Below are 24,794 nucleotides of genomic sequence, written 5' to 3' on the forward strand. Positions count from 1 at the left end.
CGATCTAGAGCGCGCCTTTTCTACGAGGAATTTGTTGTGATTTTGGCTTGGATCATTGCCTTGCTCATGCTTCTCTCGACTCTCGTAATCTATTTGGAGCGAGCGAGCTCTATACGTATTGTTGAGACAAATACCATCCAGCAGGCTCAAAGCCATTTTCTTGCTGCAGAAAAAGCAGTGCTTGAATGCGAACAATATCTCACTGCTCTGAGTGATTTAAAAAATAAGGCCTGCTTTATTCAGTCAATTGGGAATAACCGTTGGCTGATTTCTAGTAAAGTGAAGCCAGTCATTCAAATAGGGGTTGTTATTGATGAAAAGAGTGGAGCAACTAAACGCGTTAATTGGCGACAAGTTTTTGAATAAATCTCGCCTCTCTTCAAGCTCGCACATTCAATTTCAGTCGGGCTTTAGCCTTTTGGAGTTGATGGCAGCTGTCTTGATGATTGCGATCATTGTAATGATGACTATGCCTTTAATACATGAGCAAATCGCCATTCGAGAAATCGAGGCTATAGCTAGAAGATTTATTGTGCACACTCACTTTGCGCGTCAGCAAGCCCTTTATTTAGGTGAGCCTTGCGCCTATTGCGGGAGCGAATTGGGGGTTTGGGTGGATAGTGAAAAGTGGGTGCACCAAACAAGCAGTGAAAGAGTCGCAAGCCCCAAGTAACACAAGCAACATGTATTGAAAAGCCCTGGTTTTTTGAGTCAAATATTAGCCCTATTTACTTTAAGGGTGGGGGAAAGCAATTTCTTGATCCCCATTCTGGTAAAAAAGCATCTTATTTAATGGGCTGGTGCTGCAAAAACAGCCCAAGGCGGCTTTGTGGCTAATCGATTGATGCTTGTGGGGACATCACAGGGCTCCCAACTGAGAGCGTCAATTGATTTTAGGTGGTGGCGGGCGTTTTGGCGAATTTGTGACCCAACAAGAGATGCAAAGCTTTGCCATTGCATTGAATGGTTTAATAGACCCCATGTATAGTATAGATGACCTCCAGTTCATGAGCGAGGCTTTGGCCGAAGCTCAAAAAGCACTTTATTTATCCAACCCTAATCCAAGGGTAGGGTGTGTGATCGTTAAAGACGGAAAAATCATCGGCCGAGGCTTTACACAAAGAGTCGGCAGTGCTCATGCTGAGGTGCAAGCCTTAGCTAATGCACAGTCTCTCGGAAATGATCCTAGAGGCTCAACGATCTATGTCACGCTTGAGCCTTGCAATCACACCGGTAGAACTTCGCCTTGTGTAGACGCTTTGATCGCCGCTAAACCTGCAGCGGTATTTGTAGCAATGTCTGATCCCAATCCTCTGGTCGCTGGTAAAGGTCTAGACCGTCTTAAAGCAGCAGGAATTGCAGCGCATTTTGGTTTAATGGAATCTGAGGCGAGCGCTCTCAATCCAGGATTTATTTCTCGAATGACGCGTGGTTTGCCTTGGGTACGCATGAAAATTGCCGCTAGTCTTGATGGCAAAACCGCTTTACCAGATGGTTGCAGTCAGTGGATTACAGGACCGCTTGCAAGAGCGGATGGTCATCATTGGCGTGCTCAAGCTTGCGCCATTGTGACTGGTATTAGGACTGTCACAGAAGATGATCCCAGCTTAAACGTGCGAGATGTTCTGACAGAGCGTCAACCTTGGCGAATTATTATCAACTCCAAATTAGAAACCCCGCCGAGTGCCAAGATTCTGAATCACCTTGATCAATCAGGCGTGATGATCATTTGTGCCAGTCTTGAAAACCAAGAGATGCAGCAAAGGGCCCGAGTATTTATTGAGCGTGGTATTGAAGTCATTGCGATGGCAAACGAATTTGGCAAAGTAGATTTACCAAAGCTATTTTCTTACCTTGCTCAAGAACGCGAGATGAATGAGATTCATGTTGAAGCAGGTTTTACACTCAATGGATCAATGCTTCGAGAACACTGCGTTGATGAGCTTTTGCTCTACTACGCCCCTTTTATGATGGGGGGGAGGGCATTGGCATGGCAAATGTTTCACCCTTAAGCTCATTGGATGCCAAGCAGCAGTGGAAAATGCTAGACCATACTCTTTTTGGTGCTGATCTTCGTGTACGCCTAATTAACAATTAACAACTCAAAATCCACAAGAAAATTATTGTATGTTTACTGGAATTATTACTGCCGTTGGTCATATCAAGAGCGCTCAAGCAAAGGGTAATGGTTTACATTTAGTTATTGAGGTTCCTCTAGGCTATTTAGAGGATGTGGCTTTGGGTGATAGTATTGCTATTCAAGGTGCCTGTATGACAGCCACTCACTTAGATGGCAATAGTTTTGCTTTAGATATTTCTCGCGAGTCTCTTAATAAAACAGTTGGACTTGATAAAGTCGGCCCTGTCAACCTTGAGAAAGCCATGCGTCTAAATGATCGTCTAGGTGGACACCTAGTGAGCGGGCATGTTGATGGTGTTGGCATGGTTGCTCATTTTGCCCAAGTTGCTAATGATACTTACGGCTCATGGCTATTACGTATTGAGGCACCAAAGTCTCTGGCTCAATACCTTGCCTATAAGGGTTCCATTGTTGTCAATGGTGTCTCGCTAACAGTCAATCAAACAGAAGATACTGCAAATGCCTGCATCATTGATATCAACATCATTCCTCATACTTTGCAGAACACAACACTTGGTACTCTTGAGCAGGGTGATGCTGTGAATCTTGAGGTCGATTTGATTGCGCGTTATGTGGCAAAAATGCTGGAAACGCAAGAAAAGTAATTTTTACTGCTTGGTTATTTTACGCATTTTGATACACCGGATGAAGGTTAGAACTTTCTATAGCGAGCTGGATCACTGACATTGGCTTGCTTAAAGCCTGCTTGTCTTAAGCCGCACGATTCACGCTTCCCGCAAGCTTCTCCCCAATCATTTGCCTGATAGCAAGATACTGTTTGGGAATAATCTACACCCAGCGCGCTGCCAAATTGAATGATTGCAGCCTTAGTAAGGCTAAGGATGGGAGGAGCGTGTACCTGAGAGAAAACGATTTGCATCATTAATGACCTCTACACCTGCTTTGGTGGCTAGGTTGGCCATATGCTCAAAAGATGCAACGTACTCTGGTCGGCAGTCAGGATAGACTGAGTAGTCAACTGCATTGGCGCCATAGAAAATATCTAGTCCACCTAATGATTCTGCCCAGCCCAGTGCTAGTGAGAGCAAAGTCGTATTACGCTCTGGCAGATAGGTCATGGGAATTTTTTGATCTTTACCTGGCGTAGTTGGTACGGCGATATTTGAGTCCGTTAAAGCGGAACCACCAAAATGCGTGAGATCCAAGTTGACTGCTTCATGGCGGGCAACCCCGATTTGCTTAGCAATATGTTTTGCTACAGCAAGTTCTGAGGAGTGACGTTGACCATAGCCGACACTGAGAGTGCATATGGCGTGTATCCAAGGTCTTTAATTGGACATGCTTGGTATTATCAGCACTCAATGCTTACTTAGTAGTAGCCATGAGTTGCTGTGCTTCTTTGGCTGACTCAGTATCAGGGTATTTGGCAATGATGTCGCTGAAAGTCTTCTTCGCTGCAGTCTGATTACCGCTCTCCAGCTGCGCATTACCTAAGGTCACCATTGCTGAGGGGATGCGTGGGTGAGTGGGGTATTTCTTGATCAGGTTTTGCAATTGGTTTATGGCGCCTGCGTAGTCTTTATTGGCGTATTTACTATTACTACCCCAGTAGAGTACCAACGGTAAATAAGGGCTTTTGGAGTATTTGGCTGCGAATGCTGAAAATCCTTCATCTGCTTTTTTCAGATTGCCCGCCTGAAACGCTTTTAATGCATCGTCATAGGTCTTTTTCTCGCCAGGTTGAACGGTGCCAGAGACACCCTCAATAGTTGCTGTACGTGGCTCAAAATTACCAAGACGACTATCGAGATCTTGGTAATACGTTTTTTGACTGGCGTTAATATCTTCACCTTGTTTTTCAAGCTCCTCTACCTTGCCGCGCAGCGCGGCATTTTCAGTTTTGAGCTTGTCAATTTCACTCTGTAGCTCAAGTTGGGTTGTGGCTAGTGATTTGCGCAAATCCAGGATAGCCTTACGTGCTTCGTCATCAGAGAAGAGGGCCCACGCATTATTGGATACCCCTAGGGAAACGATGGCAGTACTTAAACAAAACGCTCGTGAGAGCGTTTGTTTTGTTGTTTGAAACAGCATCTTCATTTAATTCGTAATGTAAACAATATCGGCGCGGCGATTTTGTGCCCAAGCAGCTTCGTTATCACCTTCTGCTTTTGGTTTCTCTTTACCAAAGCTAACCGCTTCCATTTGGTCATCAGACACACCCATCAAGTTGAGTGACTTACGAACTGCATCTGAACGACGCTGGCCAAGTGCTAAGTTGTATTCGGCTGTTCCGCGATCATCGGTATTGCCTTGAATAATGATTTTTTGCTTTGGATTCGCTTTTAAATAACTTGCATGAGCAGACAACATTTTTTGATATTTAGTTTGAACGGTATATTCATTAAAGCCAAAGTAAACACTCTTTTCAAAAAGAGGGCTATTGGGATCATTCCAAGGCTGCGAGCCAAACTTGCCACTGCCGCTACCACTGCCAGCACCGTCAGTGTCATCTAGTTTCACGCTTGAACATGCTGCCAAAAGTAGTGCAGTTGCGCCAATGATGGCAAATGTCGCTGCGCGACGGGCAATCGAAATCTTCATGATCTTTCCTTTTTCCTACTAGCTGAATGATAAATTGACTAATAAAAGCTGCTCCAAAGGAGTCAATAGTTAATATTATGCCCCCAAGAACATCAAAAGTGACTATTTGCGCCCTTTAAAAGGGCATCAATAGGATTTGGTTTAAAGCTTAATCCATGAAGGGACCCCAGGATGGCTGACGAACATCAGATCCTGGAATGCTTAATACCTGCTTGGAGTTGCCGTCGACAGACACTGCTGCGAGCGCTCGCTTGCCACCCACTTTGGTGGAGTAGAGAACGTAGCGGCCGTTCGCTGCAAAAGATGGTGATTCATCACTCGTGCCATCGGTGAGGGGCTGAGCATCACCTGTAGCCAAGTTCAGAATGAATAAACGATAAGCACCACCAACATTGACAATGTAGGCTAAATATTTTCCATCAGGCGAGATGCGTGGTGAGGTAACAAAGCCTTGTTTGAAGGTGACGCGTTTAACCCCTTCGACTTGTTCGCCGTCTGCATTCATGCGATAAATTTGTGGATTACCACCGCGATCACTCGTGAAGTAGATATAACGACCATCAGCCGAATACTGTGGCTCTGTATCAATCGTATTGCCGCGAGTTAAGCGTTGTAAGCCAGTACCATCAGAATTGATGCTATAAATTTGTGTATTGCCATCTTGAGACAGGGAGATGGCCAACTTCTTGCCATCGGGAGACCATGCTGGCGCACTGTTATTGCCTTTCTGATTTGAGAGGGAGATGCGCCGGCCAGTCGCCAGCTCATGAACATAAATAACAGGCTTGCGATCTTCAAAAGAAACATAAGCTACTTTCTTGCCATCGGGAGACCAAGATGGAGAAATAATTGGCGCGCCGCTATTCATGACATTGCGAATATTTTGCCCATCTGCATCAGAGATAACGAGGCGATAGCGCTTTCCATCCTTGATAACATAAGAGAGGCGAGTAGAGAACACGCCACGCTCACCAAGTAATTTAAAGATGATGTCATCGGCAATTTTGTGGGCAGCTGCACGCAAATTATCGGCGCTGGAGTTCAGATTGAGGCCACCTAAACTTTGCGCTTTTCGAATATCAATCAACTTGGAATGAATTTCAAGTTGATTGTTGCCAATTTGTACTACAGAGCCCACAACCAGTGCATCGGCACCGCGTGCGGCCCAAGATTTGTAGTGTGGAGTGCCTTCATCGCTCTCAACGGCATCACCGTTCTCGGTATTTTTGAAATAGCCACTACGTGCTAAATCCTGACGAATAATTTCGGTAACGCTTGTTGGTAATTTAGTTTCATCTTTAAATCGCATGACCGCGATTGGATAAAGTAATTGACCTACACCAGTGATCTCGATATTCATCTGTGCATGGGCTGGTGTGATGAGACTGATACAGCCAGCGATAAGAACTAAGCTCAAAGCGCTCAATTGAGACATCAGTCTTTTTACCATTTGCAGCATGCATTAATCCTTGGGTTTAAAGGTTAGCTTGACTTCGCTTTGTGGAATTTTGCCATTGTCGTCTTTTGGCAAACTTTCTGCGCGAGACAGTGCTAGCAGGACCGCACGATCCCAGCCCGCATTGCCACTAGAGGACTGAATGCTAGTACTTAAGATAGCCCCATCTGGCGCAAGGGTAACCAAGACCACAGTAGCAGGGTTGCCGCTTATGGATTCAGGATTGAAAACAATTAAGGGTTTAACTTTTTTAATGACTTTATCAGTCCAACCAGGGGGTGCATTTCCGCCACCACCGACACCGCTACCGACGGTACCACCACTTCCCCCTTCGGCCCCTGCTGCAGCACGTAAACGAGCCAACTGATCGGCACGCGCCTTTTCTGCAGCGGGATTGGCTTTGGTTGCGGCAGGAGAGGGTGCTTTAGAAGTGTCGGCTTTTTTAGGAGTCTCTTTTTCCTTTTCCTTGGGTGGAGAAGGTTTCACAGTTTTAGGCGTTTCTTTAGTGACCTCTTTTTTAGGAGGTTCTTTTTCTACCTTCTGTTTCTTAATGGCAATATCAGCAGCCTCTTCTTTTACTTCTGTTTTCAGTTCGAATTCTGGAGTCGAGTTAATCTTGACGGGTGTATCTACGAGCTCAACCTCAATTCCAGATGGCGTTTCAGATTGCCAATTAATGTTAAGCATTAAAAAAGCAAGCAAACCCAAGTGAACAAAAATAGAAAAACTAAAAGCACGTTTTGTGCTTTCCTGTCTGGTAAAGCGTCCGCGTTTTAAGGAGGAGATGGGTGGCTGAAAAGCGGGAGTATTGTTCATTAAAGTTGATGCTAGTTATTGGGTCTTTACCGCCAGAGACATTCGTTTAACACCATTTTCTTTGAGTGTCGACATAACATCCATAACTACCCCGTATTTGATGTCTTTATCTCCGGCGATCATGATTGGTTGGTCGCTAGCTTTTTCTGCTAGGGAGCGTGCAAACGCACCAACTTCAAATTTACTTAAGTTTTGAGATGGTTCACCCTCTTTTTGAATGGTGATTTTTTCATTAGCATCAATGGTTAGAAAAATTGGTGGATATGGCTGAACTTTTGCGCCACCAACGGTAGGCAAGTTCACTACGCCTGGATTCACTATGGGTGCAGTGACCATGAAGATCACGAACAATACCAACATGACGTCGATATAGGGAACGACGTTAATGTCGGACATCGCCCGACATTTATGTGTACGCAATGAAGATCTAGCCATAATTTTTACCCATGAGTTCGATTAGCATCCGACACTTTGGTGTTGCAAAATATTGGTGAACTCTTCAATAAAAGTTTCAAAGCGAATCGAGAGACGGTCTACATCGGTTGCTGCACGGTTGTAGGCAACTACAGCAGGAATCGCAGCAAACAAACCAATTGCAGTGGCCACTAGGGCTTCAGCAATTCCGGGAGCAACTGCGGCTAAAGTGGCATTTTGGATGTTAGCCAGTCCGCGGAAAGCGTGCATGATGCCCCAAACCGTTCCAAAGAGACCAATGTAGGGTGAAACTGAGCCTACTGAAGCCAAGAAGGGTAGATTAGCCTCTAAGAGGTCGATTTCACGCTGGTAGGTGGCCTTCATGGCGCGGCGGGCAGCGTCAATTTCGCGACCTTTGGTGAACTCTTGCATCCCGGCCTCAAAAATGTGCTCTAGGATGGCATCGCTACGGGTATTACGTTGGGCTGCCTCCAAAAGCATACGCAAGTCCCCGCTGGCCCAGAAGTCACGCTCAAAGCGTTCTGTATCTTGGCGAACGCCTCGTAAAACAGCCGTTTTCTTGAAAATAATGGTCCAAGAGGCAATGGACATGCTCAGCAATAACAGCATTACCAACTGTACCAATAGGCTGGCATTGAGGACTAGAGAGAGGAATGAAAGGTCTTGTGTAGAGGTCATGATGGATTTTGTATGATGTAGGTTGATTTTACTAAGTCAATTAACTCAGCAATCCAACTAAATCAGGATTTTCATCATGTTTGACCGTCAAAATACCCTAGCCAAAACTGATCCCCAGTTATGGGCAGCAATTCAGAACGAAAATAAGCGTCAGGAAGATCATATTGAGCTAATTGCTTCTGAGAACTACACCTCTCCTGCGGTAATGGAGGCCCAAGGCTCTCAGTTGACTAATAAGTACGCCGAAGGCTATCCAGGTAAGCGTTACTACGGTGGTTGTGAATTCGTTGACGTTGCTGAGCAATTGGCGATTGACCGCGTTAAAACTTTATTCGGTGCTGAAGCTGCAAACGTGCAACCCCATTGTGGCGCATCTGCCAATCAAGCAGTGTTCTTGGCCTTCCTCAAGCCAGGCGATACCTTTATGGGTATGAGTCTTGCTGAAGGTGGTCACTTAACCCACGGTATGGCTCTAAATATGAGTGGTAAGTGGTTCAATCCAATTGCTTACGGCTTAGATAAAAATGAAAAGATCGATTACGAGAAGATGGAGCGTTTGGCCCACGAGCACAAACCTAAATTGGTTATTGCTGGCGCATCTGCCTACTCTAGAAAAATTGATTTTGAGCGTATCGGTAAATTAGCAAGGGAAGTGGGCGCGATATTTATGGTTGATATGGCTCACTATGCTGGTTTAGTTGCTGCTGGTGTTTATCCCAATCCAGTGTCACATGCCGACATTGTGACCTCTACCACTCATAAGAGCTTACGTGGTCCACGTGGCGGCTTCATTTTGATGAAGGCTGAGCACGAGAAGGCTATTAATTCTGCGGTATTCCCAGGCTTGCAGGGTGGTCCTTTAATGCATGTGATTGCCGGCAAGGCTGCAGCCTTTAAAGAAGCCTTGGAGCCAGGATTTAAGGATTATCAAAAGCAAGTTGTTGCTAACGCCCAAGCACTTGCAGAAACCCTGATAGAGCGTGGCTTGCGCATTGTTTCTGGTGGTACTGATTCTCATGTGATGTTGGTAGATTTGCGTGCGAAGAAAATGACTGGCAAAGAAGCAGAGCGCGTTCTTGGTGAAGCACACATCACTTGTAACAAGAATGGGATTTTGAATGATCCAGAAAAGCCAATGGTGACCAGCGGTATTCGTTTGGGTTCCCCAGCAATGACAACACGTGGATTCAAAGAGGCAGAGGCAAGACAAGTCGGTCACTTCATTGCAGATGTTTTGGATAACCCTAATGACCCAGAAAATATTGCTAAGGTGCGTGCTCAAGTTGCAGAGCTCACGAAGCGTTTTCCGGTTTATGGTTAATTCAACTATTCAAGTCAAGAAGAGTTAATTGCGCTGCCCTTTTTGTCATAACGACGATACCCAGGTTTTAGATACCCGGGTCTCAGACGAAGGCGATACTATTCGCCGCTGCCGTTGTGCCAAATGTGATAAGCGCTTTACAACTTATGAACGTGTTGAATTGGTTCTGCTGGCTATTGTTAAAAAGAATGGTAGCCGCGTTGAGTACAGTCACGATAAATTGGCCGACTCAATTAAGCTTGCCTTACGCAAGCGACCAGTTTCTTCAGACTCAGTGAGTCGATTGCCCGTATTGAGGAACAACTTCTGAGTTTGGGTGAAAAGGAGGTTTCCAGTGAGCGCGTGGGTGAGCTAGTGATGCGCGAACTCAAACGTTTGGACAAGGTTGCTTATATCCGCTTCGCCTCTGTGTATAGAGGCTTTGCCGACATTGAATCGTTTGAAAGCGCTCTCAAAGAGCTGAAATAGTATAGAAAACTACCAGTCGGTTCAGTGATTACAGATATTTTTTTGCTTGCTCGGCACACATCATTTTGATAACGCCATCGATATCTGTTAGCTTGCTCCAGCCCAGAGTTTTAATCGCTTTTTCTGGATTGCCTACACTAGAAACAATCTCGTTGGGACGGAAAAAGCTTGGCTCGATTTCCACAAATTTCTGCCAATCTAAATCAAAGTATTCGAATGATTTAGCGACAAAATATTTCAGGGATTCTTTTCTGCCTGTGGCAATGACAAAGTCATCCGGTTGATCTAATTGCATCATGAGCCACATGGCTTCTACATATTCTGGAGCCCAACCCCAGTCACGAGAGATATCCAAGTTACCAAGCTGCAATTTATCCAGTTGGCCAGCTTTAATTTTGGCAGCATCAGTAATAATTTTTTGTGTCACAAAGCGCTCTGGACGTAATGGAGACTCGTGATTGAAGAGGGTTCCAGTACATGCATGGAGACCATAAGACTCACGGTAGCTATTGATCAGCCACTTGGCAGTGGACTTGGCAACAGCATAAGGGCTGCGTGGTGCAAAAGGTGTTTGCTCGTTTGCTGGAGTGTCACCAGTATCACCAAAACATTCGCTCGAACCAGCGTTATAGAAACGTACCGGTTTATTCAGGAGTCGAATGACTTCCAAGATATTGAGCGTGCCAATTGCGATACTCTCAATCGCCTCTACTGGCTGATCGAAAGAGAGCCCTACAGAGGTTTGACCTGCTAGGTTATAAATCTCATCAGGATCGGCAGCTTGAATGGCGTTGAATACACTTCTCAAGTCATTAATAGAAACAGAGATGAGTTTGACTTGAGATCGTATTTCAAGGGCATTGAGATTATTGAAGGAGGAGGCCATCACATCACGTGATGAACCCGTGACTTCCTATCCTTTGGATAGGAGGTGTCTAGCTAGGTAAGCACCATCCTGCCCAGTAGCACCAATAATTAACGCTTTTTTGGCGGCCAATTTACTGAGCTTACTTTAATACCGCAAAAATGGATGCGGTGATGCCTGCAACACTTCCAGTGCCGCTGACTTTGCAATAGGCTGGTGCCTTGACTTTGTCGGCTGCATTTGCTTGTGATGCCCAGCTGGAGTAGTATTCGACTAATGGGCGTGTTTGATCATTATAGACCTGTAAACGCTTGCGCACCGTTTCTTTTTTGTCGTCGTCACGCTGAATCAGTGGATCACCAGTCACATCATCCTTGCCTTCAACCTTTGGCGAGTTGTATTTGATGTGATAAGTACGACCAGAGGCTGTGTGTACGCGACGTCCTTCCATGCGATCGATGATGACATCAAACGGTACGTCGATTTCTAAAACGTAATCAATAGGAACATCAGCGTCTTTCATAGCTTGCGCTTGAGGAATTGTTCTGGGGAAGCCATCAAACAAATAGCCTTTGCTGCAATCTGGTTGAGTTAAGCGATCTTTCACGAGGCCAAGGATGATGTCATCAGAAACTAAGCCGCCAGCATCCATGATTTTCTTAGCCGCAATACCGGGTTCGGTTCCGGCCTTGACAGCGGCTCGTAACATGTCTCCTGTGGAGATTTGTGGAATCGCAAATTTTTCGCAAATGTACTGAGCTTGTGTGCCTTTTCCAGCACCTGGTGCACCGAGCAGAATCAACCGCATTGTTTTCCCCTTAGAAGAGCTATCATTGTCCCGTATTTTGTGGGGATCCAAGAAACTCATTGCCTAGGATTATCCCCGAGAAGCCAGAATCCACTCCTCTTTTCGTGCGGATTAGCCTAAGAGTGGCCGATTATTAGCGCTCTTACCCGCTCTAGGTCCTCTGGGGTATCGATTCCAGCTGGAGGTGCTTCAGGGATAATGTGAGTCGCGATCCGATAGCCATTCCAGAGGGCACGTAGTTGCTCTAAGGCTTCTGCATTCTCTGGTGGAGCAGGGTCTAGGCGAGTAAACGCATTCAAAAAGTCAGCCCTGTAAGCATAGATGCCCAGATGCCGTAGATATTCAGTTTTCTGATTGACATCAGGGTCACGAATAAACGGAATGACTGACCTTGAAAAGTACAGCGCTTCCCCAGATCGGTTAAGCACGACTTTTACGACATTGGGATTATTGATCTCTGCAGCATCTGTAATGGGTACCGCAACAGTCGAGATGTCGCATTGAGCATGATCTGCCAATGTCATGGCTACTTGATTAATGAGTTCTGGTGGAATCAGGGGTTCATCGCCTTGTACATTTACCATGAATGCATTATTGGGTAATTTCAGGAGCTGTGCAACTTCAGCAATGCGATCAGTACCCGTTGGATGGTCTGCACTAGTCAGCAAGCATTCAATCCGATACTCATCACAAACTGCTTGGATCTCTGGTGAATCAGTAGCAACTACCACGCTTTGTGCGAGCGACTGCATGGCGCGTTCAGCAACCCGAATCACCATCGGCTTGCCGCCAATATCTGCTAAAGGCTTACGAGGTAGGCGAGTTGATCCTAACCTTGCTGGAATGACCACCAGGAAATCGGGAGCTTTAAGAGAAGCATTCATTGATGATGGTTTAAAAGAGAAAGCTAAATTTTTTAAGCGATTTCGTCAGCGCTCAGGCTACGCGCTTCATCCACAAGCATTACTGGAATGTCATCACGAATGGGGTAGGCCAAACGATCGGCTTTACAGATCAACTCATGTTTAGCGGTATCTAGGTGTACTTGGCTTTTGCATAAAGGGCACACCAAAATATCGAGCAGTCGTTTATCCATAATGTCTTTAGCTTGCGACTTATATAAATGATGAGACAGTATAGTGCTATCTAGCTGAAACCTACAAGTTGTAACGGTAAGGATCTGGCCTTTGCAGTATGGATTGCAACCACTCGGCAAAACTATCGGGGAGTGGCAGCGTCATTGGCACCACCCAAATGCGCTCATCCGTAATGCCCGCACATTTCACGGCATCTTTCTCGGTAATGAGAATGCATTGGGTATTGAGGTGTTCAAAAAATTCGGGTGTATAGGTAGCGTGATCGGCTAAGGCAATGGTTTTTCCAGTAATGCCGCGCTGAAGGAGGTCATCAAAAAAGCATTGTGGATTTCCTATTGCGGCAATCTTGCTGATTTGGTTTGGTAAATAGCTGTCGGCAATTTGAGCAAAGGTTTGATGATTACTGGGATTGATCAGTTGATAGGGATTAGCTAAGTTAGTCAACAAGGAGAACGCGCGACGACCCAAAAAGTATTCGTCTTGCTGCCCTTGTTTGTGAGGATCATTTTTTGCTTTTGCAGTGAACAGAGTGGCATCACGATCACGTGTAGCGGGTTCACGTAATGGACCGGCGGGTAGTAAAAAGCGATTACCTTCACCGCGTTCATCGCGCACTACAAGCTCAATATCACGGCCGCCTTCGCGAGCGGGCCAGCGAGTTAAGCCGCTATGCTGCAACCCATCATCACTAATAATAACATTCACATTAGGAGAATGTTTCAGTAAGGCTTGAATACTCTTTTGGCGTTTTGGAAACACCCAAATTGGAAACTGATCGTGAGTACGTTTTGCAATTAAGATTGGCTCATCGCCTACCAATGCTGGATCGGATTGGCTCTTTACCTGAAGCGGAACCAGTTGCGAGGAGGAGCCATAGCCTCTGCTGATAATTCCAGGATTCCACCCCAGTTGTTGTAAACGTTCCACTACGGCAATGACGATAGGTGTTTTACCAGTGCCGCCCACGCGAATATTGCCGACGACGATGATCGGAACAGGAGCAGGTGTTTGTTTGAGTAGACCGCTGTCTTGAATCAGTTTGCGAGTACGCAGTACTAAACCGTATAACCAAGAAAAAGGCCATAGCAATAGGCTAGTAGGCTCACGTCTTTCCCAAAACTGTGGCGCTTTACGAAAAAGAGAAAAAGACATGAAGGCGATTTTCTAGATTCGTTTTACTTTTTGGTGTGACTACTAAACACAATATTCGACAGGTTAGCATCTCGTGCCGCTTCGAGTGCAGTCATGACCGCTTGGTGTGTGGCTGTAGCATCCGCATCGATATAAACTTGTAAGGAGTTGCCAACCTCTTTTTGTTGGCCTTGCCCATTAAGCTGAATTAATGTATTGGTCAGTTGCGAGCGATCCGTCACTTTGCCGTTAATCGCAAAGCGACCATCGCGGCTTACCGCACTCTGAATTTGCTTCACATCTACTTGGCTTTCACTGCCGTTAGCCGTCGGCAAGGTGATGGCCAATTCTTGATAGCATGTAAATGTGGTTGAGATTATCAAAAAGATCAAGATGACCAGCAGCACATCAATAAATGGAATGAGATTAAGCTCAGGTTCTGCTGCAGGAAAATTACGTATAAGTGAAATTTTTCTCTTGGCATGTGGATGGGTATCTAACCAACTCATTTTGAGGAATCGTTCGGGTAGAGCTTCTTAAAAATCTGGCGGGTAAATTCTTCACACTCGCGTTGACGCTGATTGGTGATTGCACGTAAAGCACGCCATGCAGCCAAAGCAGGAATGGCAATTAATAAACCAAAGGCAGTGTTATACAAAGCAACAGAAATGCCGTGTGCCAATTGTTGTGGACTTCCGGCGGAGCCATTGATGGCGCCTTGACTGCCAAAAATTTCAATCATGCCAACTACAGTGCCAAACAAACCCAATAAAGGCGCAATCGTGGCAAGGGTGCCTAAATAGCGGTCTAATTTTTGCCATATGATTTGCGCGGTCACTTGGAGCTCTTCTAGAGTTTCCTCGGCGCTACTGTTATTGAGCTTTTCACGCAAGGCACAGATGAGTAATGGCGCTACTGGAGAAGTCTGGTTCAGGTCGCTAATTAACTGTTCAAGCCCCGTTTTTTTGCTAAGAATATGATTTACACAAGAAAACGTGCTTTCTAAGCAGTTTTTGGGAAAAATATGGTTTTGGCGTAAGTACCAACTGCGCTCCAAAACAATTGCTAAGCCAATAATAGAGATAACGAGGAGGGGCCAAATTGGCCAGCCTGCTGATAGTAAAATGGAATACATAAGCTCAGTACTTTAGCTGAATTAATCAACCTGTTTCGACAAGCTAGTCTGTGGATCACTCTGTGCAAAACTTTTTTAGATGGGTGCTGTACGTCCTTGATAGATGGTTGGCATACTTTTTTTGGCCAAAATCGTTTAAAAAGGACAAATTATTATTTATATAAATCAATAACTTAGTAATGCTAAGTTGGATTTATGAGACGTTTTGGGTCAGTAATTGCTGACTTATAAGTCTCGAAGCGAGGGCGCATCAAGATCTGTGAATATTGATGGTCATCAAACCCAGATTGTCACATGATTAAAGAGAAAAATGTCGGAAATATCAAGGGAAATTCTCAGTGTTGGCGATCTCAACCGCGCCATTGCTGCTTCTTTGGAGGCTCGATTTGATATTGTTTGGGTGAGCGGGGAGATTTCTAATTTCAAGGCTTATGACAGTGGGCACTGGTACTTCTCCTTAAAAGACGAAGAGGGCCAAATTCGCTGTGTCATGTTCCGAGGTCGCAATGGCCACGTCGGATTTATGCCTCAATCTGGTGACCTTGTTGAGGTTAGTGCCAGTTTAGGAATGTATGTTCCTCGTGGCGACATTCAACTGACCATTCAGACACTGCGTCGTGCAGGAATGGGTGGACTGTATGAGGCTTTTTTAAAGCTCAAAGCGAAGCTGGCTAGAGAAGGCTTATTTGATGATGAGCGTAAGCGAGAAATTCCATCTCATCCAAGATCGATTGGCATCATCACTTCACCTCAAGCAGCAGCATTAAAAGATGTCTTGAGTACATTGGCTAGAAGAGCGCCCCATATCCCGATTGTGATTTACCCAACCTTAGTGCAGGGCCCTGATGCTCCTAGTGGAATTATTGCTGCGCTCAAGACTGCAGAAAAAGAAAATGCGGTTGATGTCATTTTATTAGTGCGTGGTGGCGGAAGCATTGAGGATCTCTGGGCGTTTAATGATGAGCAGTTGGTCTATGCAATTGCAGATTCATCGATACCAGTCGTCAGTGGCGTTGGACATGAAACGGATTTCACCATCGCAGATTTCGTAGCGGACTTACGCGCTCCAACTCCAACTGGGGCGGCAGAGCTAGCGGCACCGCGCAGAGATCAAATGTTGCAAGAGCTTGCAACCATTGAACAATCTTTACGCCAGCGAATTGAACAAAAGGTAGAGCATGAGGCGCAGACTTTGGATCAATTGGCTCTTCGTCTCAGCCATGCATTACCCAACCACGAGCGCATGAGAGAGCAAATACAAGGATGGCAACAACGCTTGCATCAAGCTTGGACTGTACGCATGCAAAATTGGCAACGCAATCAATCGCACTATCAATCCCAATTAGAGATGCTCAATCCTCAGCGTACTCTAGAGCGGGGTTATGCCGTTATTCTGAGTAAACACAAAGAGTACTTGCATGCAGTCAGAAAACCTAGCGAGCTAAATATACAAGCGCCGTTTCAGGTGCGTCTAGCAGAGGGTGAGGCAGAAGTGCAGTTTGGAGAGATCCAAATGCTTGAGGTGAAGTGATTGGCTTGAAAGAAGACCCTTAAAAAATATTTGGCTCAATCTGCAGACTGATACCAAATTCTTTTCGTACTTTGTCTTGGATACATTTAGCCAGGACTAGAATGTCCTTTGCGGTGCCACCACCATGATTTACGAGTACCAGAGCCTGGTTCTCATAAACCCCAACATTACCCATACGCTGTCCTTTAAACCCGCACTGATCAATTAGCCAGCCTGCTGCCAACTTACGTTTTCCAGTGGCATCTGGGTAAGAAACTAGGTCTGTATGGACTTTAAGTAAAGTTTCAAATTGCTCAATGGATACAATTGGATTTTGAAAGAAGCTACCAGCATTACCAATCGTTCTAGGATCGGGTAATTTCTGTGTGCGCATTTTGCAAACTGCTAAAAATACATCCTCAGGGCTTGGACTGGAGTGTTCTCCAAACTGATTTGCTAAATCTGCGTAATGAACACGGGCCCGCCATGTTTTAGGAATTTTAAAAACGACCTTTGTCACAATAAAGCGCTGGGGATTTTGCTTGAAGCAGCTATCGCGATAGGCAAAGTGGCAGGCATCATTGTGCAAAGTGACAAAGGTTTGCTTATTTGCATCAAATGCTTCGATGCTGTTAATGTAATCCGCAACTTCAACGCCATATGCACTAATATTTTGAATCGGCGCTGCACCCACCGTTCCTGGAATGAGGGCTAAATTTTCTAAGCCAGGTAAGTTATTTTCGAGCGTCCAGACAACTAGCTCATGCCAATTCACCCCTGCGCCTACTGCAAGAAGGGCGGCGTTAGCATTGCTGGAAATAATGTCTTGGTCCATAATGTTCATGAGTAAGGTAGCGCCAGGCAAAACTGGAGGAAGAATGACATTGCTGCCGCCTCCAAGAACCCGCCAAGTCAATTTTTGATCTCTGATTTCCTTTATAACCGCTGGGATTTGCTCGGGCGCATTGACTTCATAGACTAGCTCAGCATGGGCGTCCAATCCAAAGGTATTGCGGTCCTTCAATCCCAAATTGGAGATCAATTTTGCTGGCGAAAGCGCATTTTGAGGACGGTTCATGCCACAATCTTATTTGTAAAAGAATCTTGAGCATATTTTTTGTAGTTAAGGCCTCTAAGAGATGCTCAATATCGAGAAAATAGAGTTGTTTAGAGAATTATTTACAGAATCAAGAAGGAGTAAAAATGCCATCATTTGACGTTGTGTGTGAGCCGGATATGGTCGAGCTCAAAAATGCGATCGAGCAATCCAATAAAGAAATTACCAATCGTTTTGACTTCAAGGGCTCTGATAGTCGTGTTGAACAAAAGGATGAAACATTGATTTTGTTTGGTGACGATGACTTCAAATTGGGTCAGGTTCGTGATGTACTGATCAACAAGATGGCTAAGCGCAATGTCGATGTTCGTTATCTAAAAGATGACAAAACCGAAACTATTGGGGGCGACAAGCGCAAACAAACTATGAAGATCCAAAAAGGTATTACTTCTGATTTGGCGAAGAAAGTTGTCCATATTATTAAAGATAGCAAGCTCAAAGTGCAGGCGAGCATTCAGGGTGATGCTGTACGTGTTACTGGCGCTAAGCGCGATGACTTACAAGAGACGATGGCTTTGCTCAAAAAAGAAGCGACTGAAGCACCATTGGGCTTTAATAATTTCCGTGACTAATGCATCCTCTCTCAAGATAGAGCCCGCAAGCCAAGAGGCAATTGAATGCTTTTGTGATGCTTGCTGGTTAGAGGATGGTCTGGCCCAACATAGTCTTAATGCCTATCGCAGAGATCTCTTACTTCTGGCTCAATGGCTTTATCAAAAATCAGGGGCAGATTTATACGCTGTTACTGAAAAAGATCTGACGGCATATATTGCTCATCGTCGTGCTGACAAAGCGACTACCGCTAATCGACGTTTGATAGTGTTCAAGCGTTTTTATCGACATGCTCTACGCATGAATTTAGTCAAAAGTGATCCATGCATTGGATTGCGCGCTACAAAACAAGCACTGCGTTTTCCTAAGACGCTAAGCGAAGATCAGGTAACGGCTCTACTGAATGCGCCTGACATTGAAGCACCGCTGGGTTTGCGCGATCGAACGATGTTAGAGCTCATGTATGCCAGTGGTTTGCGCGTTTCAGAAATCGTATCTCTGAAAACTGTTGCCTTAGGTTTAAACGAGGGTGTTGTACGCGTCATTAATGGTAAAGGTGGAAAAGAGCGCTTAGTCCCTTTTGGGGGTGAAGCTGGGCAATGGATAAGGCGTTATCTCGCTGAGGCGCGCACACCTTTGCTAGAAGGTAAAACAAGCGATGCCGTGTTTGTGGGTCGACATACGGGTACTGGTTTAACTCGCCAAGCATTTTGGGCGCTTATTAAGCGCTATGCCACCGTAGCCAATATTCCGGTTGCACTATCACCCCATACTTTGCGCCATGCATTTGCTACTCATTTACTCAATCATGGTGCAGACTTAAGGGTGGTGCAGTTGCTCCTAGGGCACGCGGATATCTCGACTACGCAGCTTTACACCCATGTGGCAAGGGAAAGGCTTAAATCCATTCATCAGCAGCATCACCCGCGTGGCTCTTGAGCTCTTCTGACTCAAGCATCGCTACAAGTGATTAAGATAGCGGTATGGACCTTACTTTAGATCTTTGGTTGATTTCGCTTGCCTATTTAATTGGCTCTGTTTCTTTTGCAGTTGTAGTGAGTAAGTGCATGCGTTTGCCCGACCCCCATACTTATGGCTCTGGTAATCCTGGGGCCACCAATGTATTGCGTACAGGCAATAAACTGGCCGCAGTCCTAACCCTGATCGGAGATGCGCTAAAGGGCTTCCTTGCGGTCATGTTGGCTAGATTGCTACTTGGTGATGACTCACTGAGTGCTACCAACAACTCCTGGGTTTTGTGCGGCGTTGTGCTCGCAGTGTTTCTTGGACATCTCTTTCCGATCTTCCATGGCTTTAAGGGTGGCAAAGGTGTGGCAACCGCTTGTGGCATCTTGTTTGGGGTTAATTGGATCTTAGGCTTCGCTACATTGAGCACATGGATTATTGTGGCGGTGTTCATGCGGTACTCATCTCTGGCGGCTTTGTCAGCAGCAATATTTGGCCCGATCTATTTTGTCTTTTTATTTGGTTTTCATCCTATGGGTATTGCGCTTTTGATTGTGTGCCTCTTACACATTTGGCGGCATCGTAGCAATATTCAAAATTTGCTCAATGGCACTGAGAGTCGTATCGGTAGTAAAAAAGCCCCAAAATAATCATCTCATCTCATCTCATCTCATCATCTAAACCCCCTTCAAATACCATCATGACTATTGCCTACGCTTTTGTGTACTGTTTATGGGCTTTTTGTTGTCCTATGTAGCCGCTGGAATCGCTAAAAAAGGCTTTAATGGATACGACAACAGCATGCCAAAAGGCAATGGTTTGCTCAGCAAACGGGTTTTCGTGCTCGTGCTAATGCTGCCAAGACTAATTTGTTTGAGTCTCTTCCTTTGTTTTTTGCAGCAGTCATCATTGACCATCTAGCAAATGCTCCTCAGGCAACTGTAGACTTCTTGGCCTTAGGTTTTGTATTCGCCCGTATTGCGTATTTGGGTTGCTATGTAGCGAATTGGCCAACAACTCGGAGTATCGTTTGGAGCATAGGTCTTCTTTGTGTAGTGGCATTATTTTTTCAGATTTAGATTGAGCATATTTTCGTAAAAATTCGAGACTAGGAAATTGAAATGCCTGTTCAAAAAAAGCCAGTACAAAAAGTCGCAAGCGCCGCTAAAACGACTGGCAATAATAAATTAGCCGTTACTAAACAATCTAGCCAAGCTGAAGATGGTGGAATGCCGCTCTCAGTAGTCATGCATCGTTGTATCGAAGTTCAAAACGCACGCTTTCATGCGAATGACAACATCTCGGTATTTATTAAGCCAGGCGAGCTTGAGGGATTAGTTGAAGAGGTGGCGGAAAAAATGCAGACTGTATTTGAGAGCTTGGTGATAGATACCAAAAACGATCACAACACCCAAAATACGAGCCGCCGTGTAACCAAGATGTATGTCCAGGAGGTGTTTAACGGGCGCTATGTCGATCAACCTATCTTAACCAAGATTCCTAATGTCAGTCGTCTAAATGAGCTCATGATTATTTGGCCAATTACTGTACGCAGCGCTTGCTCCCATCATTTGTGCCCAATCATGGGCCGCATTTGGATTGGAGTGCTGCCTAGCAAAGAATCCGCTTTGATCGGTTTATCAAAGTATTCGCGTTTAACCGAGTGGGTGATGTGTCGTCCACAGATTCAGGAAGAGGCTGTGGTTGAACTAGCCGATATGCTGGAGAAAAGGATCAAGCCTATCGGTGTCGCCGTGGTGATGGATGCGGATCATTTCTGTATGCAATGGCGTAGCATGAAGGATCGTAACTCAAAAATGATTAATAGCGTGATGCGCGGTGCATTTTTGAAGGACTCAAATCTACGTCGAGAGTTTTTGGCTCTGATTGATCGAAAATAATCGTATGAAAAAACTGTTGCTTCTTATTGTTGTATTCATTGTTGGCTGCAATACAGGCCCAAAGCGACAAGACTATCAAGCCTTCATGAGCGAAGAGACGGAGTCCCCATTTTTCTACCTCCCCCCACTCAATCAAAAAGATTTTGCAAGTCGTACCTGGATTTTGTTAGCAGAATCCAAAGCTAAGCTGTGGTACTACGATCCCTACACCTTAAGTGAGGATGAGAATGGCATCGTTATTTTTGACATATTCTTTTCTCCTAGGGAACAAAATCAGCTTGCACCCTACAATGCCACTATCGTGGGACCCTATCGTCAGAAAATCGATTGCTTTGGCAACTATCAAAGGTCAGAAACGCTGTTTACTCAGAATGCCGTTTCAAAAGCACCGTTGGTGGGTGACGTAAAATCACCCAATGGAACAGGTTGGGTCAAGATCAAACCACGCACCGCTATGGCATATGTGCGCACCCGTATTTGCGGTAGAAAATTCATAGATGATGCAAACGTCAACTACTTTTTATTCCAGTTGGAGCCAATGTCTTTAATTCAGGCCAAAAAAGAGGTCATTCGAGATGCTGCGCAATATGAAAAAGAAAAACAGTTGGAGCTTGAGCAGACGCAAAAGAATAGCTTGGTAAAAACCCAGACTCCATCTGCGCCCCCACCTTCTATAGGTACAGAAGTGCCAGCCAAAAATCCTCCAGTGTTTTATGAAGTCATCAACAATGCAGTGGACATCATTGATGCTAAGAAGGATGTCCGTCATATGCGATTAAGTTCTTATTTGATGGAAAATGATTTTCCAAAGCAAGCCGATTATCTTTTTACGGCCAATTGTCAAAGCAATACTTATAGTATGACTGCCCAGGGGGCAGGTAAAAAATCTAGTGGAGAGATCGGTGCGAAAGATTCTTTACCTGCTATAGCGTTTAATCGGGCCTGCGCAGATCATGGTTTATATATGAAAATAAACAGCACAAATAGCCCTAATGGCCGATCAGCAAAATAAAAAGGAAATCATTACGACCTGCCTATTTGAAAACCGTTGTTACGATTCTTGGTTTAAGCCTAAGTTTGATAGCTTGCATTGATATGCAAACGGCAAGTCAAGATCCAGCAAAAAATACGAAGGCCGCTTACAACAAAGACCTTAAGGGATGCCAAGAGGATTATCCAGAGGCTGGCTCTGGGGCGCACATAAAGCAGTGGATCAGCTGTATGAATCTTAAGGGGTGGAAATAAGTCCTCATTGGAGCTATCTAGATTGTTCTGAGAATTATTCTCATCTATATTTCTTTATAGATCATTGACTTACATGCTGGCTAGCAGCATCAAATCTTCTCCACTATGATTCGCTTTAGCTTTAAAAGTTATTGAAACTGATTGATTTTGTTAAAACACTTTTAAATTATTTGCTGTTTTATTTTTTGGAGAACCCATGAAAAATAGTCGTCGCCAATTTATGATTTTGTCTGCTGCTGGTGCCTGTACCTTGGCTTTGAACGGTAAAATTCAAGCTCAAGCAATGGTTGCTGAAACCGATCCACAAGCTGCTGCATTAGGTTACAAAGCCGATGCCTCTAAAGTAGACAAAGCAAAATTTTCTAAATATACTGCTGGCCAACAGTGCGACAACTGCGCTCTCTATCAAGGTAAAGCGGGTTCTGCTTCTGGTGGTTGTTCATTGTTTGCTGGTAAGCAAGTTGCTGGTAAGGGTTGGTGCTCTGCTTACGCTAAGAAGGCTTAAGCTAAAACTGCTTTGCAACACTTAATAAAAAAGACCGCATGTGCGGTCTTTTTTATTACATTACCTTTAAAGCTTCTCTTGGTATGAGTGACGAGTGTTTATCAGTGAGGGCCTATTTAATTTTTGTCGCCGCAATCGAGGCGATGCAGTCTTTCATCCCGTAATTCTGATACTTGCCTGCATTCTCCTTTTTGAGAGAGAAGGGGCGCATTCGTTTACTGAATTACGAACATTGATTTTTGGGATGCTTTCTGTAGTCAGGTTGGCTCCTTGATATTGTTTTAGATATACAATATGGAGCTTTAAATAGCTTTCTTGCAACAATGAATAATAAAAATCTTTGTGCCTGACTTCAAGGTCCTTAATTCAATAGGGATGTTTAGGTAGAAATCTAGGGGTTCTAAAGCCTTAGAATAGATAAGGCTCCGATCGGAAGGCGCCGGGAAAGATAAAAAGTATCCATGCTAATAGGCATTGGGCCTTATAATAACACTTCTTTTGCAAAAATACATAACTGGTGAGTGATATTACTCCATCCTTTTTATCGACCCAGATAATTCCCGTCATTTTATGTGGCGGTTCGGGTACTCGTCTTTGGCCATTATCTAGAGCAGGTTTCCCTAAGCAATTTTTGGTTCTCTCTGGCGACGGTTCTAATCAAAGCCTATTTCAGCAAGCGATTGGCCGAATTCATACAGTTGCTGGCAAGGACATTGCTCTTGGTAAAACTCACGTTGTTACTAACGAAGCACACCGTTTTTTAGCTTTGGATCAATTGCGTGAGATAAAGAATAAGTATCCAGAGCTTTCGGCCGCACTGTTGTTAGAGCCTGTCGGCAGAAATACTGCTCCCGCACTTGCATTGGCAGCTTTATATGCACATGATCAGGCTCATAGCATCCATGCAGAAGTAGCTAATGATCCGATCCTGGTTGTCACTCCAGCCGATCAAACGGTGACCAATCCAACTGCATTTACAAAAGCTTTAGCCGCTAGCATCGAAATTGCACAATCTGGTGTGATTGCAATTTTAGGTATTACTCCGATGGCATCAGAAACAGGTTATGGCTATATCAAGGTTCAAGATGGCCCCAATTCTAATCACACATATACAGTTGAGCGCTTTGTAGAAAAGCCCAATGAGACAACCGCTAAACAATACCTTGCTGAAGGCGGTTACTTTTGGAATGGCGGAATGTTTGTTCTTAAAGCCAGTGTTTGGTTAGCAGCGCTTAAAGAGTTTCGTCCTGATATTTTCGCTGCCACGCAAAGCGCATGGCAGGCTAAAGTCATTGATGCCGCAGGTGACGTTGAATTTATTCGTCCAGACGCAGAATTGTTCAAAGCAATTCCCAGTGAATCGATTGACTATGCAGTGATTGAAAAATGCCCAGGCTCTCACTATCCAATCAAGATGGTAGAGCTCGATGCAGGCTGGAATGATCTTGGAGCATGGGATGCTGTGTGGCAAGTTGGTAAGCAAGATGAACAAGGTAATGTCACTTCTGGCGATGCTTTGGTGAGCAATTCTAAGAACTCGCTGATTCATGCGAGTAGTCGCTTGGTGAGTGCTGTGGGTGTTGAGAATCTGATTATTGTTGAAACTGCAGATGCTGTTTTAGTTGCTGACCGAAAAAATAGTCAAGAGGTTAAAAATATTGTTGGGCAATTAGAAGCGCAAAAACGTGAAGAGAAAAATTTGCACCGCAAAGTATCTCGGCCTTGGGGTTGGTACGACAGTGTCGATGAGGGTGAGCGCTTTAAAGTCAAGCGTATTCAGGTAAAGCCCGGTGCAAGTCTATCTTTACAAATGCATCACCATCGTGCCGAGCATTGGATTGTGGTGAAAGGTACTGCTGAGATCACTAATGGCGATCAAGTCCTGTTATTAAGCGAGAACCAGAGCACTTATATCCCGCAAGGTCAAATCCACCGCTTGGCTAACCCTGGAAAAACCCCGCTAGAAATTATTGAAGTGCAATCCGGTAGTTATCTCGGTGAAGACGATATTGTTCGTTTTGAAGATACCTACGGTAGAAGTTAAATTAGTAGTCAACTTTTAGTGATTACCTTAGTCAATATTTAC

At 44.8% G+C, this 24,794-nt stretch carries 28 protein-coding genes and 3 pseudogenes; 16 read left to right on the top strand and 15 right to left on the bottom strand.

The window, feature by feature from the left end; all coding sequences use genetic code 11:
• Positions 1-36 precede the first annotated feature (36 nt).
• The 4 genes from DXE31_RS05160 (at position 37) to DXE31_RS05175 (ending at position 2,745) form a co-directional block, all read left to right on the top strand.
• Positions 37-366 carry a hypothetical protein gene (locus DXE31_RS05160; RefSeq protein ID WP_174222258.1) on the top strand — a complete coding sequence of 110 codons (330 nt, stop codon included), beginning with the start codon at positions 37-39 and terminating at the stop codon, positions 364-366.
• Entirely contained in the window at positions 359-673 is a 315-nt protein-coding gene (locus tag DXE31_RS11240; protein ID WP_231969387.1) for a pilus assembly FimT family protein, read from the top strand. Before DXE31_RS05160 ends, DXE31_RS11240 begins: the two co-directional genes overlap by 8 nt.
• Before the next feature lie 214 nt (positions 674-887).
• The gene (ribD, locus tag DXE31_RS05170) at positions 888-2,012 is read left to right on the top strand and encodes a bifunctional diaminohydroxyphosphoribosylaminopyrimidine deaminase/5-amino-6-(5-phosphoribosylamino)uracil reductase RibD (RefSeq protein WP_231969388.1); all 1,125 of its coding nucleotides are present in this window, start codon (positions 888-890) and stop codon (positions 2,010-2,012) included.
• Between the two features lie 115 nt (positions 2,013-2,127).
• The gene (locus DXE31_RS05175; RefSeq protein ID WP_114698053.1) at positions 2,128-2,745 is read left to right on the top strand and encodes a riboflavin synthase; all 618 of its coding nucleotides are present in this window, start codon (positions 2,128-2,130) and stop codon (positions 2,743-2,745) included.
• Between the two features lie 47 nt (positions 2,746-2,792).
• On the opposite strand, the pseudogene DXE31_RS05180 reads toward DXE31_RS05175, so the two are convergent.
• From DXE31_RS05180 to tolQ, 7 genes and pseudogenes are all read right to left on the bottom strand, one after another.
• Positions 2,793-3,402, bottom strand: a pseudogene (locus tag DXE31_RS05180) (7-cyano-7-deazaguanine synthase); the annotation flags it as partial.
• A 64-nt stretch (positions 3,403-3,466) separates the two neighbouring features.
• Positions 3,467-4,192: a tol-pal system protein YbgF gene (ybgF, locus tag DXE31_RS05185; protein WP_231969389.1), complete on the bottom strand. Its 726-nt coding sequence runs from the start codon at positions 4,190-4,192 to the stop codon at positions 3,467-3,469.
• A gap of 6 nt (positions 4,193-4,198) precedes the next feature.
• Positions 4,199-4,702 (bottom strand): peptidoglycan-associated lipoprotein Pal, encoded by a 504-nt coding sequence (gene pal, locus DXE31_RS05190; protein ID WP_114698055.1) that lies wholly within the window; start codon positions 4,700-4,702, stop codon positions 4,199-4,201.
• A gap of 148 nt (positions 4,703-4,850) precedes the next feature.
• Positions 4,851-6,137 carry a Tol-Pal system beta propeller repeat protein TolB gene (gene tolB, locus DXE31_RS05195; protein WP_114698663.1) on the bottom strand — a complete coding sequence of 429 codons (1,287 nt, stop codon included), beginning with the start codon at positions 6,135-6,137 and terminating at the stop codon, positions 4,851-4,853.
• Positions 6,138-6,164: 27 nt separating this feature from the next.
• Positions 6,165-6,974, bottom strand: a complete 810-nt coding sequence (gene tolA / locus DXE31_RS05200) for a cell envelope integrity protein TolA (protein WP_114698056.1) — start codon at positions 6,972-6,974, stop codon at positions 6,165-6,167.
• A gap of 15 nt (positions 6,975-6,989) precedes the next feature.
• On the bottom strand, positions 6,990-7,409 hold the full coding sequence (locus DXE31_RS05205) for an ExbD/TolR family protein (RefSeq protein ID WP_114698057.1): 420 nt from the start codon (positions 7,407-7,409) through the stop codon (positions 6,990-6,992).
• Between the two features lie 21 nt (positions 7,410-7,430).
• The gene (gene tolQ / locus DXE31_RS05210; protein WP_114698058.1) at positions 7,431-8,087 is read right to left on the bottom strand and encodes a protein TolQ; all 657 of its coding nucleotides are present in this window, start codon (positions 8,085-8,087) and stop codon (positions 7,431-7,433) included.
• 76 nt (positions 8,088-8,163) lie between these two features.
• On the opposite strand from tolQ, the gene glyA reads away from it, so the two are divergent.
• Complete coding sequence (gene glyA / locus DXE31_RS05215) at positions 8,164-9,408, top strand: serine hydroxymethyltransferase (protein ID WP_114698059.1); 1,245 nt, start codon at positions 8,164-8,166, stop codon at positions 9,406-9,408.
• A 28-nt stretch (positions 9,409-9,436) separates the two neighbouring features.
• Positions 9,437-9,876, top strand: a pseudogene (gene nrdR, locus DXE31_RS05220) (transcriptional regulator NrdR).
• Between the two features lie 28 nt (positions 9,877-9,904).
• On the opposite strand, the pseudogene DXE31_RS05225 reads toward nrdR, so the two are convergent.
• The 7 genes and pseudogenes from DXE31_RS05225 to DXE31_RS05255 form a co-directional block, all read right to left on the bottom strand.
• Positions 9,905-10,777 (bottom strand): annotated as a pseudogene (locus tag DXE31_RS05225) (GDP-mannose 4,6-dehydratase); the annotation flags it as partial.
• A 106-nt stretch (positions 10,778-10,883) separates the two neighbouring features.
• The gene (gene adk / locus DXE31_RS05230) at positions 10,884-11,549 is read right to left on the bottom strand and encodes an adenylate kinase (RefSeq protein ID WP_114698060.1); all 666 of its coding nucleotides are present in this window, start codon (positions 11,547-11,549) and stop codon (positions 10,884-10,886) included.
• 116 nt (positions 11,550-11,665) lie between these two features.
• The gene (gene kdsB, locus DXE31_RS05235) at positions 11,666-12,433 is read right to left on the bottom strand and encodes a 3-deoxy-manno-octulosonate cytidylyltransferase (protein ID WP_114698061.1); all 768 of its coding nucleotides are present in this window, start codon (positions 12,431-12,433) and stop codon (positions 11,666-11,668) included.
• A gap of 32 nt (positions 12,434-12,465) precedes the next feature.
• Entirely contained in the window at positions 12,466-12,645 is a 180-nt protein-coding gene (locus DXE31_RS05240) for a Trm112 family protein (protein ID WP_114698062.1), read from the bottom strand.
• Positions 12,646-12,706: 61 nt separating this feature from the next.
• Positions 12,707-13,798 (bottom strand): tetraacyldisaccharide 4'-kinase, encoded by a 1,092-nt coding sequence (lpxK, locus tag DXE31_RS05245; RefSeq protein ID WP_114698063.1) that lies wholly within the window; start codon positions 13,796-13,798, stop codon positions 12,707-12,709.
• Positions 13,799-13,821: 23 nt separating this feature from the next.
• Positions 13,822-14,286 carry an ExbD/TolR family protein gene (locus tag DXE31_RS05250; protein ID WP_114698064.1) on the bottom strand — a complete coding sequence of 155 codons (465 nt, stop codon included), beginning with the start codon at positions 14,284-14,286 and terminating at the stop codon, positions 13,822-13,824.
• Entirely contained in the window at positions 14,283-14,912 is a 630-nt protein-coding gene (locus DXE31_RS05255) for a MotA/TolQ/ExbB proton channel family protein (protein ID WP_114698065.1), read from the bottom strand. Before DXE31_RS05255 ends, DXE31_RS05250 begins: the two co-directional genes overlap by 4 nt.
• A gap of 310 nt (positions 14,913-15,222) precedes the next feature.
• Between DXE31_RS05255 and xseA the strand changes: the two genes are divergently transcribed.
• Positions 15,223-16,443, top strand: coding sequence for an exodeoxyribonuclease VII large subunit (xseA, locus tag DXE31_RS05260; RefSeq protein ID WP_114698066.1), 1,221 nt, complete (start codon positions 15,223-15,225; stop codon positions 16,441-16,443).
• 19 nt (positions 16,444-16,462) lie between these two features.
• On the opposite strand, the gene murB is transcribed toward xseA, so the two are convergent.
• Positions 16,463-17,500, bottom strand: a complete 1,038-nt coding sequence (murB, locus tag DXE31_RS05265) for a UDP-N-acetylmuramate dehydrogenase (protein WP_114698067.1) — start codon at positions 17,498-17,500, stop codon at positions 16,463-16,465.
• Between the two features lie 125 nt (positions 17,501-17,625).
• On the opposite strand from murB, the gene DXE31_RS05270 reads away from it, so the two are divergent.
• The 9 genes from DXE31_RS05270 (at position 17,626) to DXE31_RS05310 (ending at position 24,752) form a co-directional block, all read left to right on the top strand.
• The gene (locus tag DXE31_RS05270; protein ID WP_114698068.1) at positions 17,626-18,111 is read left to right on the top strand and encodes a YajQ family cyclic di-GMP-binding protein; all 486 of its coding nucleotides are present in this window, start codon (positions 17,626-17,628) and stop codon (positions 18,109-18,111) included.
• On the top strand, positions 18,104-19,030 hold the full coding sequence (xerD, locus tag DXE31_RS05275) for a site-specific tyrosine recombinase XerD (RefSeq protein WP_114698069.1): 927 nt from the start codon (positions 18,104-18,106) through the stop codon (positions 19,028-19,030). Before DXE31_RS05270 ends, xerD begins: the two co-directional genes overlap by 8 nt.
• Before the next feature lie 44 nt (positions 19,031-19,074).
• Positions 19,075-19,707 (top strand): glycerol-3-phosphate 1-O-acyltransferase PlsY, encoded by a 633-nt coding sequence (gene plsY, locus DXE31_RS05280; protein ID WP_114698070.1) that lies wholly within the window; start codon positions 19,075-19,077, stop codon positions 19,705-19,707.
• 138 nt (positions 19,708-19,845) lie between these two features.
• A complete protein-coding gene (locus DXE31_RS05285; protein ID WP_231969538.1) occupies positions 19,846-20,136 on the top strand; it encodes an MAPEG family protein in 291 nt (96 codons plus the stop codon).
• A gap of 150 nt (positions 20,137-20,286) precedes the next feature.
• Entirely contained in the window at positions 20,287-20,958 is a 672-nt protein-coding gene (folE, locus tag DXE31_RS05290) for a GTP cyclohydrolase I (RefSeq protein ID WP_231969539.1), read from the top strand.
• A gap of 4 nt (positions 20,959-20,962) precedes the next feature.
• Positions 20,963-21,970, top strand: a complete 1,008-nt coding sequence (locus DXE31_RS05295; RefSeq protein ID WP_114698072.1) for a hypothetical protein — start codon at positions 20,963-20,965, stop codon at positions 21,968-21,970.
• Between the two features lie 26 nt (positions 21,971-21,996).
• Positions 21,997-22,203 carry a hypothetical protein gene (locus DXE31_RS05300; RefSeq protein WP_114698073.1) on the top strand — a complete coding sequence of 69 codons (207 nt, stop codon included), beginning with the start codon at positions 21,997-21,999 and terminating at the stop codon, positions 22,201-22,203.
• A gap of 196 nt (positions 22,204-22,399) precedes the next feature.
• A complete protein-coding gene (locus DXE31_RS05305) occupies positions 22,400-22,708 on the top strand; it encodes a high-potential iron-sulfur protein (RefSeq protein ID WP_114698074.1) in 309 nt (102 codons plus the stop codon).
• 517 nt (positions 22,709-23,225) lie between these two features.
• Positions 23,226-24,752 carry a mannose-1-phosphate guanylyltransferase/mannose-6-phosphate isomerase gene (locus DXE31_RS05310; RefSeq protein WP_114698075.1) on the top strand — a complete coding sequence of 509 codons (1,527 nt, stop codon included), beginning with the start codon at positions 23,226-23,228 and terminating at the stop codon, positions 24,750-24,752.
• Positions 24,753-24,794 lie beyond the last annotated feature (42 nt).

Origin of the sequence: Polynucleobacter necessarius (assembly GCF_900095185.1) — a bacterium.
Lineage (GTDB): Bacteria > Pseudomonadota > Gammaproteobacteria > Burkholderiales > Burkholderiaceae > Polynucleobacter.

Bases quoted from the DNA above. Each gene is read 5' to 3' on its own strand.
- tolA (WP_114698056.1), bottom strand. From the start codon at position 6,974: ATGAACAATACTCCCGCTTTTCAGCCACCCATCTCCTCCTTAAAACGC.
- DXE31_RS05295 (WP_114698072.1), top strand. From the start codon at position 20,963: ATGAAAAAACTGTTGCTTCTTATTGTTGTATTCATTGTTGGCTGCAAT.
- DXE31_RS05240 (WP_114698062.1), bottom strand. From the start codon at position 12,645: ATGGATAAACGACTGCTCGATATTTTGGTGTGCCCTTTATGCAAAAGC.
- DXE31_RS05205 (WP_114698057.1), bottom strand. From the start codon at position 7,409: ATGGCTAGATCTTCATTGCGTACACATAAATGTCGGGCGATGTCCGAC.
- DXE31_RS05175 (WP_114698053.1), top strand. From the start codon at position 2,128: ATGTTTACTGGAATTATTACTGCCGTTGGTCATATCAAGAGCGCTCAA.
- tolB (WP_114698663.1), bottom strand. From the start codon at position 6,137: ATGTCTCAATTGAGCGCTTTGAGCTTAGTTCTTATCGCTGGCTGTATC.
- adk (WP_114698060.1), bottom strand. From the start codon at position 11,549: ATGCGGTTGATTCTGCTCGGTGCACCAGGTGCTGGAAAAGGCACACAA.
- ybgF (WP_231969389.1), bottom strand. From the start codon at position 4,192: ATGCTGTTTCAAACAACAAAACAAACGCTCTCACGAGCGTTTTGTTTA.
- kdsB (WP_114698061.1), bottom strand. From the start codon at position 12,433: ATGAATGCTTCTCTTAAAGCTCCCGATTTCCTGGTGGTCATTCCAGCA.
- xseA (WP_114698066.1), top strand. From the start codon at position 15,223: ATGTCGGAAATATCAAGGGAAATTCTCAGTGTTGGCGATCTCAACCGC.
- lpxK (WP_114698063.1), bottom strand. From the start codon at position 13,798: ATGTCTTTTTCTCTTTTTCGTAAAGCGCCACAGTTTTGGGAAAGACGT.
- plsY (WP_114698070.1), top strand. From the start codon at position 19,075: ATGGACCTTACTTTAGATCTTTGGTTGATTTCGCTTGCCTATTTAATT.
- tolQ (WP_114698058.1), bottom strand. From the start codon at position 8,087: ATGACCTCTACACAAGACCTTTCATTCCTCTCTCTAGTCCTCAATGCC.
- pal (WP_114698055.1), bottom strand. From the start codon at position 4,702: ATGAAGATTTCGATTGCCCGTCGCGCAGCGACATTTGCCATCATTGGC.
- DXE31_RS05270 (WP_114698068.1), top strand. From the start codon at position 17,626: ATGCCATCATTTGACGTTGTGTGTGAGCCGGATATGGTCGAGCTCAAA.
- DXE31_RS05305 (WP_114698074.1), top strand. From the start codon at position 22,400: ATGAAAAATAGTCGTCGCCAATTTATGATTTTGTCTGCTGCTGGTGCC.
- murB (WP_114698067.1), bottom strand. From the start codon at position 17,500: ATGAACCGTCCTCAAAATGCGCTTTCGCCAGCAAAATTGATCTCCAAT.
- DXE31_RS05255 (WP_114698065.1), bottom strand. From the start codon at position 14,912: ATGTATTCCATTTTACTATCAGCAGGCTGGCCAATTTGGCCCCTCCTC.
- DXE31_RS05250 (WP_114698064.1), bottom strand. From the start codon at position 14,286: ATGAGTTGGTTAGATACCCATCCACATGCCAAGAGAAAAATTTCACTT.
- glyA (WP_114698059.1), top strand. From the start codon at position 8,164: ATGTTTGACCGTCAAAATACCCTAGCCAAAACTGATCCCCAGTTATGG.
- folE (WP_231969539.1), top strand. From the start codon at position 20,287: ATGCCGCTCTCAGTAGTCATGCATCGTTGTATCGAAGTTCAAAACGCA.